Raw genomic sequence first — 11,871 nt, 5'->3', positions numbered from 1 at the left:
TCTAAAGATAAATATATAAGGAATGTATAATGCTTCGAATCTTATTGATTGCAGTTATCTCGGTGTTCAGCACGATGAGTTTTGCAAGCGAAGAGGTTAAGTACTCGGAACAAGAGTATTTGGATAGACCGCTGATGGAACGCTATATCTTGGATGAGTTGAAGCAGCTTCGAATGGAACAGCAGGATCTTGAAAGACGCTTGACCATTCAGATGACTGACCGGGAACTGACTGTGGCAGACAAGTCTCTGAATTACGCCAATGTAACCGTAACCTACTTCTTCTACATTATTGCTGGTGTGGCCTCTCTTATCGCGCTGGTGGGTTGGCAATCCATCAAAGAGCTTAAACACACAACTCAAGACATGGCTGATAAGCGACTTAATTCTATCGCTCAAGACTATGAGAAGAAGTTTAATGTTCTTGAACGGGATCTTAAGCGCAAGACCAGAATCATTTCCGACAACAACCGCGAAATTGAAATTATCAATGAGATTCATAACCTATGGTTGAGAGCACAGAACGCACAAACGGCAGAGCAAAAAATTGAAATCTACGATGAAATACTGAAGGTTCGTCCTGGAGATTTAGAAGCACTTACTGCCAAAGCTGACGCTGCTATGGATATACAGGAATACCACTGGGCAATGAGTCTTTGTAACCGTGTATTAGAAGTCGATGACCAAAATGCTCATGCCTTGTATCAACGTGCTTGCGCCTATGCTCGATTAGGGGCAGAAGGTCAAGCTATCGATGACTTAGAGCGCGCTATTGAAGCCAGTGGGTCCATGAGAGAGCTGCTAACTGAAGAGCCGGACTTTGAGATGCTGCGAGGCTTAGAACGCTTCGAAGTACTTCGTGAAGAGTAATATGAGGTAAAGATCCGTGTAAACTAAGGTGGTGGGCTTTGCATGCTCACCATACTTTCACACCTATCGCGCTATGGTTTCTTACATTTCATTTATTTTTTTGATTTAATTGTTATGTTATAACACTTTCTAAGTTCCTCGTTATAACCGCTAAGTATTTTATGAAGTTCCTCCGTATTGGTCTGATCGTTACTGCGATCAGCGCATTTTCCCTTGCTGCTTTGCTCTCTTTTCACTCCAAACCAGCACCAGAAATCTCTATCAAAATAACCCCTTACCAAGGTTCTCAACCTAATGATAAGGAAGTCATCGACTCGCAAGCGACTCCCAACTCTTTGGTTAAGGTCCATTATTTTGTGAAAGTTGGCGATACGCTAAGCAACATCTTTTCGTCATGGCAACTGCCATATGGAACCGTTCAAAAGGTGATGGAAGCGGATCTGGAGTCTTTGAAACTCGACACAATAAAACCTGGTGACCATCTAGAGTTGCTTTTGGATAGTGACTCAAAACAGCTTGTGGAGCTGATTTATCACGAGAGTTTGGTTGAGCAAGCAGCCTTTACTCGAAACGATGATGGTAGCTTCACCTATAAATTCCACGAGATCCCAGGCGAATGGAAAGAAAAACTCTATGCGGGTAGTGTTCACGGTAGCTTTTCAACGTCAGCCTACAAAGCGGGGTTAACTACTAACCAGATAGCCAATATCACCCGCACACTAAAAGACAAAGTCAACTTCGCTCGAGAGCTGAGAGCTGGTGATAGCTTCAATGTATTGGTCAAAGAGCAGTACACGGACGATCACCTAACGGGTAAAACAGAAATTCAAGGTATCTCAATTCAATTAAGAAACCGAGAAGTCGCAGCTTTTCTAGCACCAGATGGTCTTTTTTATGACAGAGAGGGAAATAGTCTAGAGCAAGCCTTTGATAGATACCCAGTCGACAGAAAATTCCGAAGAATCACTTCTTCGTTCAATCCGACACGAAGACACCCAGTAACTGGGCGAATCTCACCGCACAATGGTACCGACTTTGCGACACCTGTTGGTTCACCTATCTACTCAACTGGTGATGGTCGAGTGGTGGCACTTCGTGACCACCCGTATGCTGGTAAATATTTGGTGATTGAACACAACAGCGTATATACGACGCGTTATCTTCACTTGAGCCGCTTCTTAGTTAAGAAAGGTCAGCAAATTAAGCGAGGTCAGAAAATTGCGCTATCTGGTGCTACTGGTCGTATTACTGGCCCGCACTTGCACTTTGAGGTATTGGTTCGTGGTCGCGCCGTCGATGCGATGAAGGCGAACTTACCAATGGCAAGCTCAATTATGCCTAAAGATAGAAAAGAGTTTTTGGCTCGAATTGCCTCTTTTGATGCCATGATTTCTGAGCCAGAAGATCGTGCGAGTTAGAGATATTCAAGCCTAGTTTGGCAGCGAATACAATAACGCCCCTTAGCTAGCGATTCAGCTAAGGGGCGTTTTTCTAGGTAATCGCATGATTTAGCGAGTGATTCAGTTAAGCAACCACCACTGCCGTGCCACTAGCAGAGACCATCAACATGCCATTACCTGTTCCCAAGACTTCGTAATCAATATCTACGCCTACCACCGCGTTGGCACCCGCTTCAATCGCTTTCTGTTCTAACTCTTTGAACGCGTAGTTACGTGCTTTTTCCAGTTCTTTCTCGTAGGTGCCAGAACGTCCACCCACAAAGTCACGAATTCCTGAAAACATATCTTTGAAAACGTTCACCCCTAGAATGGCTTCTCCGGCAATAACCCCTTTGTAATCGACAATGCGCTTGCCTTCGACTGATTGTGTGGTGGTAATAATCATAATGGCCTCTTGTAAGCTTGCTGAGCTGTCACTCGCTTATTGATTGATAGTTTGGTCTTGCTCTTGAATGTCATCGTTCAGTGCTGTCTCTGAGCGTGTGAATTCATGTCTTAACCATGTTCTCAGTTTTAGCACACTTTCTTGTTTTAATTTGTTTTTTGGGCAAACAAAGTAAAAATCTTGGTGCGGGTTAGCAACCGGTTTACCCAGTTCGACAAGCATCCCGTGGCTGATGTCATCCTTCACAAACAAGCGATGTGTAACCAATACGCCTAGTGAACGAATCGCAGCTTGTACTGCTTGAATGGAGACATCGAATGTCAGGTTGCTATGGAATGTGGGCATTGGGATTTGGTAATTGTCGCACCACACTTGCCAGTCGTGTTGTCGCCTGAGGTTAAAAACGCCAATGGTCGGGTTTTGTTTGACGAGTTGTTCGACGCTCAATCCGGTCTGGTTTTTTAATATCGTAGGGCTACACACCAAGATTAGGTCATCGTCGCCCAGTTTCTCGCTGTAATATTGTTCCCACTCGTTGGGTTTGCCATGTACAAGCGCAACATCGACCCCTTCCTGCTCGATATCGAAAGGGCCAGTTAGCGTCGAAATGCGGATATCAAGTGAGGGAGCGAAGGCTTGGAAGTCGGGAACTCGTGGGATCCACCAGTGCATCGCTAGCGAATTGACCATGTTGAGGGTAATGCGGTGGTCGTTAGGCGTTCTGGCAAGCTCTTCGGTCGCCTCTATCACTTGCTCAAGTGCGGGAGCAACTTTGCGGTAATATCGCTTACCTGCGGCATTAAGAACAACACGACGACCGACTCGTTGAAACAGAGGCTTGTTGACCAGTTGTTCTAACGACTTTATCGCTTGGCTTACCGCAGAGTGACTGACGTACAATACCCGCGCGGCGTCGGTCATGCTGCCAGTCTCAGCAACAGCAATGAAAGCATAAACGGATTTAAGCGGAACGAGTTTTTTCATTGGTAAGTTTTCCTTACAGTTATAGTTAATATTACTCGCTATTTTTCATTACGTCACGCCTCTAAAATAGATGTCATAGGAGGTGATAATTATGTCTGATATTACCAAGGCGACGACTTTCATGTTGTTGTCGACGTTCAGTTTGTCTTTAAGTGGCTTGATGGCCAAGTATCTATCTGAAGTGATGCCCACTTCGTTACTCAGTTTTGTGCGTTTTTTGTTACCCAGTCTGTTTTTATTTTTTTTCCTGACCTTTTACAAAATCAGCAAGCCGACACGAGAAATGTGGAAACCTTTGGTGATGCGGGCGATCTTTATGGTGGCGTGTCAGTGGTGTTTCCTTACTTCACTGCAAACCTTAACGCTTGTTGAAGGGGTTGTGTTGTTCAGTACGGGGCCTCTGTTTATTCCATTGTTAGAAAAGTTAATATTTAGAACCAAGATTCATACAACGACGATAGTGTGTTTAGCTGTCACCTTTGTTGGCGTAGTGATGATGGCGGGGGATTGGTCGCAGTTTGAGTTGGGTTCGGAGTTCTTTAGACCTGCGCTTCTGCTTGGGCTTCTCGCGGGGGTATTTAATTCTGGCTCGCAAGTGAGTTTGTACCGAGCGTCTAAAACCAGCCTGACTCCGGCAGAGCTTAACGCGTGGACCTTTTTAGTTGCGGCAATTATTGTGATACCAATGGTGGTGTTTACTTCTGTTTCTGCGGTGCCTGATGTACTTGAAAGTGCAGAGAAAGGAACCTTGTCGGCGTTGCTGTCTTTTGACGATTTACGCTGGATTGTTCTCGGATCACTTGGTCTTGCACTGTTTACCATCAATACCCAAATCTTCCGTTCCAAGGCGTATAAGCTTGCAGACAGTGGCTCCCAGTTGGCACCTCTGATTTTTACTAACATGCTGTTTAGCGCGCTTTGGCAGGGCTTGTTCTTTGATGATGTGTTTTCTACACAGCAGATGATTGGCATTAACCTGATTGTCGTGGCGAGCATCACCAATACATTGCTGGCAAAAAGACACAGCAAGGCGAAAGCCAAACAAAAACCGCACACCACAGTGGCTGTAGCGACTGTAGTGGACGTTGCGGTATTGGACTCGGCAGCTAAAAGCTAACCATTGAGTTATGGCTTATCCTCTGAATGGTTAATTTAAAACTTAGAACAATGAGCGTATGTATTCTTTTACTCGGTCGATGTGTTCGTGCGGGTCAATCTCGCAGCGTTGGTTCATTTCTAGGAATCGCTCAGCGTATTTATCGTAGATTTTGTTTTCCAAAAACAGTAAATACAACTTGGGATCGATATGACCGCTGGTGGCCATGTCGGTCATGATGTTGAGTGATTCGCTTAAGAGTTTACCTTTCTTATAAGGGCGATCACTAGAGGTGAGCGCTTCAAAGACATCAGCAATTGCCATTGCTCTGGACGGCAGAGGTAACTGGTCTTCGTTTAAGCCTCTTGGGTATCCCTTACCGTCGATACGTTCGTGGTGTCCGCTGGCGATATCCGGAATGTTTTGAAGGTAAGGCGGGTAAGGCAACTTGTTGAGCATGGTGAAGGTTTGGATAATATGATCGTTGATCATGAAACGTTCTTCATCGTTTAGCGTACCACGGCGTACTTTCAAATTGTGCAGTTCACCTTGGTTGTATTTAACTTCTCCGGGCTTAAGTACAAACGCTTCTTGCCATACATCGGCAGGGTTAAAGCCATTGTCCCAAGGTATTTTATGCTCCGGTTTGTCTGCAAGCAGAGGCTCCATGACAGGCAAACCCTTTTCCTGACTTGTTGGCTCAGTTCTCTCTTTCTCAACCGACTCTTTTTGGGTGTTAAATCTCTCTTTTTCAGACCAAGACAAACCCAATTGATCATCCAGTGTACGTTTCCATTGGCGTTTGGCTATTTGATCTAAGCGTTCTAGCTGCTCTTCCGTCATAGATTCGCCGCCAAGATTACACTCAGCAACGAAGGCAAACTCCTCATCCAGTTCAGACAGGCTTTGTTCGAGTATTTTGAGTTGTTCTTCTTGTAGTGCACCGTTCGCCATCGCTTTCCAGTAATCGGTTTCCGCTTGCTGTTTCAACAACTCAAAACGCATTCGCACTTCGTGGATTCGGTCGTAAATGGTTTCCAGTTTTGTTGCCTTATCTACCACATATTCAGGCGTGGTCACCTTGCCGCAGTCATGAAGCCAAGCGGCGAGCATCAACTCTTCCCACTGTTTACTGTCCAATGAGAATTGCGGGTAATAGCGGTCATCATCTATGGTTGCTTGAGTTAGCCATTTGGTGAGCTCAGGCACTCGTTGGCAATGCCCGCCCGTATAAGGTGACTTGGTATCAATCGCCGATGCAATCAGCTCAATAAAGGCATTAAGCATGTCTTTTTGTTGCTGCATTTGGTCGATGTTGTCTTTCGCTATTTCCGCAAAGCTGAGCAACTCTCTTAAAAAGGCGTGCTTGTCTGCCTGCATCTTGGTAATTGGTCTCTCATAGCCAATTGCCACAATCCCTACCAACAGTTTCTCTCGGTTTAATAGTGGAAATAGGTACAGGTCTGAATTGAAGATCGAATCTTGGTAATAGTTGAGAACATTGTCTTCTCTGTTCAAATGGATCGTCTCACCAGATTTAAGCTGACACAGCAACCAAGGCGTGTGTTTGATGAAGTCATTGATGTCGGCCTTAAAAGGAAGAATGGCAAGGTTGGCTGCCGTATCAAACACGTCTTTCTCTTTGGATTGAGTGAAAAGGACAATGGTTTCTGCTTTGGTAATTAAATAGCTTTGATGAGCAATGTTCTTGGCTAAGATCGAAAACTCCTGATTCCCGGCGGTGTCTCGAAGTAGGGTAATCAGATCATGAAGCGTGTGTTCCATTAGCTCAATCGAGTGGGCAAGGTTAGCCACTTCTTGAATCATGCTTTTGGGATAATGAGTACGCCTGAAGTCAAATCGAGCGATGTTGTCGGTGAGTTGCATCAGCGTATTGAGTGGCTGAGACAGTCGATTAGCAACAAACCATACGATAGCGAAGCAGATGAACAACATCCCAATCGCGACCGCAACTTGCTTGTCTCGCATCGAGATAAGATCAGCGAGCAGCTCATTGTGTGGCGTCGCTTCTGCCAAGTATAAGGTGACATTTTGAGTCAGTTGAACCGGCGTTAGCGTTAGTGCCCAAGTGTTTAAGTTGTACTCAACGTTTTTTAGATTGAGGTTAAACTTCTCTTCATCAGAGATAAGCGGCGCAATAACGGACGCTTTCAATGCTTCCATCTGTTCACGTTTGGGCACATTAAAGAAGCTTTGGTCTTGCTCACTGCCAGAGAGATTCCCCGTTGTTTGGTTGTTCGTTTGCTCAGTTTTACTTGTGTCATCAGATTGGGAGTCAGGCTTGGGTACTGATAGCTCAAGTTGATGCTGACCGAGAAGATTAAAATGTTGATCGAACAAGGCGAGTCGGGTTTGCGGAGAATAAGCTAATTCACTGATCTGAGAAGAGAGGGAACTCAACGTAAAGTCGGCACCAACCACATGCTTGCCATCGGCAGAACGCCTAGAGAGTGTAATGCCATTGGTTTGCAGGAAATAGAATAGATAGGGCTCAGAGAGTTGTATTGAGCCATCAGGCTTTGCGTTACGAAACCAAGGACGAGTGGTGGGGTTGAACTTACTCTCTGCTTGTCGAGTACTGATCACTTGATGTGCGCCATCAAGATAGGTAATAAAGTTTTCACCGTCTAGATTGGTGCTGCTAACCATCATGGTCGCTTTAGCGGGCGCGCTGTTTTCGGCTCTCTGTTTATTGGTGCTTAATGGACGAAAGATTCTGAAGTCACCATCTTCAGAACCATAAAATAGAGCGACCAAATTGGTGTTTTGCTTGAAGATGATATCGACCGAAGCAAGCCAAGAGTCTTTTTCGACAGCGGAAGCTTGATGAGCAACAAACGGGCTCACCGCCATCACATTTAAGGTTGTGATAACAGGGGCAATGGCTTGTTTAAATACTGATTCCAGTTTGTCGCGGTGCTCATTACTGATCTCGCGCACTGTGCCTAGCAGCAGCTCTTGGGAGTGCCGATAACTAATCGAAATCAATACCGCACCGACAAGTGTTGTCAAAATTAGGAAAAGGCTAGTGATGTGGATACTCAGCGGATATCGTCTTCTTCTCATCTAACACTCCAGTTTGTAGGCTGGTTTAAGTATTGACGAACTTGGGTAGGTTGCAAAAAATTGGCGCAATTACCGAGTGTGTGCGGTTCTACTTAGATAAGACCAAGCGCTGGCTGGCTCTGGTTAGCCACGTATTCCCGTGTCGTGTAAATGAACCAGTAATAAACCTTTATGTTTGGGTGCTAATTGTCACTTTCAGCTGATAAACTGGCCGAATTGTTGCCATTAGGCATTCATTTTCTGAAGTATTCTTTTCCTGAAAGAGATTCAGAGTTACTTTCTGAAAAACGTATTTTGACCGAGCGAAGAGGGCATTGATTCATGGAACTCAAAGTAGATACTCACACCCACACATACGCAAGTGGTCATGCTTACAGCACATTGATCGAAAACGCCAAGTCGGCAAAGCAAAATGGTTTAGCCATGTTTTGTACTACTGATCATTCAGAATCAATGCCGGGCGCGCCACACTATTGGTTCTTCAGCAATCAGCGTGTGCTCCCTCGTTTTATTGAAGATGTCGCAATTATTCGAGGTGTTGAGTCAAACATCATGAACACACAGGGTGAAATCGACATTCATCCGAGTGTGGATAAGAACTTGGATTGGGTGATCGCGAGTTTTCACGAGCCAGTATTTCGCCCATCGGATGTCGCTACCCATACAGAAGCATTGTTGAATGTGATTAAGGGCGGTCGAATTGATGCGCTTGGTCACTTAGGCAATCCTAATTTTGATTTCGATTTCGAAGCCGTTATTCAATGTGCGGTTGAGAACAACGTGGCGATTGAGATCAACAACACCACACTCAAAGGCAATAGCCGAGTTGGCAGTGTTGACCGCTGCTATGAGATTGCAAGAATAGCGAAAGCGAAGGGTGCATTTATTACAACAGGCAGCGATGCGCATTTCTGTTTAGATGTCGGTGGCTTAGACTTAGTCGCAGCATTGTTAGATGAAGTGGGCGTAGACTCGAGTAAAGTGATTACCCATTCGCCAAAGCAGTTCCTAGCCTTTTTGGCCTTGCGCGGTCGTAATGAAATCCCAGAATATTCAGATCTTGTTTAAGAGAATATCGGCGGGTTTGCATTTCGACACAATCAATTTTTGTGCCTGAAAGATTTTTGTATACACTAGCCGAAAATAATAAAGTCGAAGTGCCACAGTAATGACGGCTCTAACTTCAAAGACACCGCTTCACTTGGAGAAACAATGAAAACTCGCTCAATCCTTTTATCTGGCTTAATCGCTGCTTCAGTATTGTCTGGCAACGCATTTGCTAATGTAGACCTTAAGAAAAACATGCAAGAAATGAAGCTTGCGTTCAAACAAGCGGCAGAAGCTCAAAGCATTGAAGAGATGCAAAAGCCTATCGTTCGTTTAGATACGCTAGTGGCAGAGCTGAAAACGGGTGTTTACCCAGTCGAGAAAGAAGACAACTTCATGGAAGGCTTCAAAAAGATCAGTGCATCACTGGATAGCATTGAGCAGAAGCTAGACCAAGGTGACTTAGCGTCGGCACAGCAAGAACTTCGTACTATTGATGGCCTTCGTGAAGAGTACCATGAGAAGCGTAACCCAAGCATCTGGAGCAAGATCTTCGGTTAATTCGTTAATCATGAACGTTTGCTAGATAGGTAACAAAGAGCAAACCTCAAGATTCGATTTCTAAAACGCCGCCTTACATTACCCTCTTTCGAGGAAGGTGTAAGGCGGCGTTTTTATTGTCTCTTTTATCGAAAGCCTGCTGCAAAGAGATGAGTATTACTTTCTTAGTTTTAGTGTTGTAACCAGTATTTAACGAAAAAGAGTGTGCGTTAGCTTCAATTTTTTAACTTGCTGTTAATCTTTACGTTTACCTATATTCCAAGTCCCTCATAATAAGGGAAATTTATAAAGACTTGGAATAATGCGCCGAACCTCGTTCAACTTCTTCATGTTACTTGCAACAGCATTAAGCTGGGCGCTAGTGACATTAATGCCTGTTATCAATGCTCATGGTAATAGTGCGGGAGTATGGGCGTCGTTATGTACGGTCAATGGCTTTGAATTGGTTCAAATCGAAGAAGGCGAACCTAATACTCATAAAGGAAAGCCGTGTCCGTTTAGCCATTTTTCCACGTTTCACCAAGATGAACTTCCCACTACACTACTGACAACTCGACTGAGTTCTATTGTCTCCGACAGCTACGCTTTTTTGGCTCTAAGCGAACGCTACACGAGGCAAGCCCCGCGCGGCCCTCCCTTTGTTATTGCTTAAACCTAACCCATTAAAATAATTAAAAAATAAAGTATTAAGTAAAGTTAAACATGCTCAGATTACTTTCTGATTTTTCAGAAGGTATGTTTGCGTGTGTCAAAGGAAATTATAATGTTGAGAAATGAATCTCAAACCCCTGCGAAAGCACAAGCAACTTCGCAGTCTAAAAGCAGTGCAACAACCGGTTCGGAAACCAATATAAAAAGCAAAGACCGCAATAAAACCCTCTATTTCCTCACATGGCGCTGGCACTTCTATGCTGGGCTATTTGTTATCCCGTTTATGTTAATGCTGAGCATTACAGGTTTGGTGATGCTGTTTGATGATGAAATCGAGTTAGCTTTTCATCACGAAGCCATTGAGATTGTTGCATCGGGCGATCCGATTAAAGTGTCACAACAGTTAACTGCAGTGCAGAATCAATACCCACAAGGCTCGGTGACGCAGTTTGTTCCGAGTAAAGCCCCTGATCTCGCTAACCGCTTTTCGCTATCACTTGAAGACGGAACATCTGTTTTCGCCACTGTGAATCAGTACACTGGCGAAGTGGTCGGAGAAATTCCACGCAGCGATAGCCTGTACCAACTAGCGAATGATATTCACGGCACTTTGTTGATTGGTGATTGGGGTGATTATCTAATTGAAGTCGCAATAAGCTTGTCTATTCTGTTGCTCGTCAGTGGCATTTACTTATGGCTACCGAGAGACAACGCAAGCCGCGCTGGTTTTCTCAAGCTGAGAGTGTCATCCGGGCCACGTGTTCTCATGCGTGATCTGCATGCGAACATCGGTGGTACCTTATCGCTTATTCTGTTGTTGTTTATTCTATCTGGATTGGCATGGACAGGTTTTTGGGGCGGTAAGCTTGTTCAAGCATGGAGTACTTTCCCTGCTCAAATGTGGGACGATATTCCATTGTCTGATAAGACGCACGCTTCCCTCAACCATGGATCAGAAGAAGAGCTCCCTTGGAACTTGGAGCAAACACCACTGCCTTTGTCTCAAGATAAGCCAGCAGAGCACGTTCATCATGTGGAAGAGGCTACTGAACCTCACGACCATTCTAAGATGGGTGAAGATCACTCTCAACATATGTTGTCAGCAAGCAACTTCGACATTGATGACGTTACTGAAAAAGCATACTCACTTGGCTTTACGCAATACAAGGTCAATTTCCCGCGTTCAGAAACGGGCGTTTACACGGTCACAGCCAATACAATGGGTGGCGATATCATCGATCCAACGCAGGATCGTACCACGCACCTCGACCAATATTCTGGTCGTATACTGGGTGAGGTGACATGGCAAGATTATAACTTCATTGCCAAGACGTTAGCGGTTGGTATTTCATTGCACCAAGGTGACATCAGTATCATCAATAAGCTTCTAAATGCCTTGTTTTGCTTGGCGTTCATTGTTGTGTCTGTGACTGGCGGTGTGATGTGGTGGATGCGCAGACCTTCAGGTCAACGAAAGCTTGGCACGCCACCGAAGTTTGGCGATGCAGGGCTTTGGAAGACAGGTTTAGTGATCGTGATAGTTATTTCAGTACTGTTTCCACTGGCGGGAGCGACGATCGTGACAGCAATGCTGCTGGATTGGTTACTATTTTCACGCGTTGAGAAATTCAAGACGGCATTGAGTTAATTGATATACAAACTGACCTCCTTTTTGAGGAGGTCAGTTTCATTATTCAGATGACATGCTCTGTTTATTAAGAAGACGTTAGA

Annotated in this window: 10 protein-coding genes; 7 read left to right on the top strand and 3 right to left on the bottom strand. The window is 44.8% G+C overall.

Features of this window, described 5'->3' with window-relative positions:
- Positions 1-29 precede the first annotated feature (29 nt).
- Both AB6F11_RS03750 and AB6F11_RS03745 read left to right on the top strand, forming a co-directional pair.
- The gene (locus tag AB6F11_RS03750) at positions 30-869 is read left to right on the top strand and encodes a tetratricopeptide repeat protein (protein WP_017069419.1); all 840 of its coding nucleotides are present in this window, start codon (positions 30-32) and stop codon (positions 867-869) included.
- Between the two features lie 161 nt (positions 870-1,030).
- Positions 1,031-2,287, top strand: coding sequence for a peptidoglycan DD-metalloendopeptidase family protein (locus AB6F11_RS03745; protein ID WP_017064801.1), 1,257 nt, complete (start codon positions 1,031-1,033; stop codon positions 2,285-2,287).
- 106 nt (positions 2,288-2,393) lie between these two features.
- On the opposite strand, the gene AB6F11_RS03740 is transcribed toward AB6F11_RS03745, so the two are convergent.
- Together AB6F11_RS03740 and AB6F11_RS03735 are read right to left on the bottom strand one after the other, a co-directional pair.
- The gene (locus AB6F11_RS03740) at positions 2,394-2,714 is read right to left on the bottom strand and encodes a heavy metal-binding domain-containing protein (RefSeq protein WP_004730185.1); all 321 of its coding nucleotides are present in this window, start codon (positions 2,712-2,714) and stop codon (positions 2,394-2,396) included.
- A gap of 36 nt (positions 2,715-2,750) precedes the next feature.
- A complete protein-coding gene (locus AB6F11_RS03735; RefSeq protein ID WP_102428808.1) occupies positions 2,751-3,698 on the bottom strand; it encodes a LysR substrate-binding domain-containing protein in 948 nt (315 codons plus the stop codon).
- A gap of 91 nt (positions 3,699-3,789) precedes the next feature.
- Here AB6F11_RS03735 and AB6F11_RS03730 point away from each other — a divergent pair, with 91 nt between their 5' ends.
- Positions 3,790-4,815, top strand: coding sequence for a DMT family transporter (locus tag AB6F11_RS03730; RefSeq protein ID WP_104216172.1), 1,026 nt, complete (start codon positions 3,790-3,792; stop codon positions 4,813-4,815).
- Positions 4,816-4,857: 42 nt separating this feature from the next.
- Here the strand turns inward: AB6F11_RS03730 and AB6F11_RS03725 are convergent, their stop codons facing one another.
- The gene (locus tag AB6F11_RS03725) at positions 4,858-7,881 is read right to left on the bottom strand and encodes an HD domain-containing phosphohydrolase (RefSeq protein WP_029236400.1); all 3,024 of its coding nucleotides are present in this window, start codon (positions 7,879-7,881) and stop codon (positions 4,858-4,860) included.
- 321 nt (positions 7,882-8,202) lie between these two features.
- Here AB6F11_RS03725 and AB6F11_RS03720 point away from each other — a divergent pair, with 321 nt between their 5' ends.
- The 4 genes from AB6F11_RS03720 to AB6F11_RS03705 all read left to right on the top strand — a co-directional run bounded on the left by AB6F11_RS03720 (position 8,203) and on the right by AB6F11_RS03705 (position 11,788).
- Positions 8,203-8,949, top strand: coding sequence for a phosphatase (locus AB6F11_RS03720; RefSeq protein ID WP_017059533.1), 747 nt, complete (start codon positions 8,203-8,205; stop codon positions 8,947-8,949).
- Positions 8,950-9,093: 144 nt separating this feature from the next.
- Positions 9,094-9,489, top strand: a complete 396-nt coding sequence (locus AB6F11_RS03715; RefSeq protein WP_017059534.1) for a cytochrome b562 — start codon at positions 9,094-9,096, stop codon at positions 9,487-9,489.
- 301 nt (positions 9,490-9,790) lie between these two features.
- On the top strand, positions 9,791-10,141 hold the full coding sequence (locus tag AB6F11_RS03710) for a hypothetical protein (protein WP_017064798.1): 351 nt from the start codon (positions 9,791-9,793) through the stop codon (positions 10,139-10,141).
- 111 nt (positions 10,142-10,252) lie between these two features.
- Entirely contained in the window at positions 10,253-11,788 is a 1,536-nt protein-coding gene (locus AB6F11_RS03705; RefSeq protein WP_104216173.1) for a PepSY domain-containing protein, read from the top strand.
- The last annotated feature ends 83 nt before the right edge of the window (positions 11,789-11,871 follow it).

The organism is Vibrio sp. 10N.247.311.14 (genome assembly GCF_041467715.1).
GTDB classification, from domain to species: Bacteria; Pseudomonadota; Gammaproteobacteria; order Enterobacterales; family Vibrionaceae; genus Vibrio; species Vibrio crassostreae_C.
This window is presented reverse-complemented; position numbering and strand designations above follow the sequence as displayed.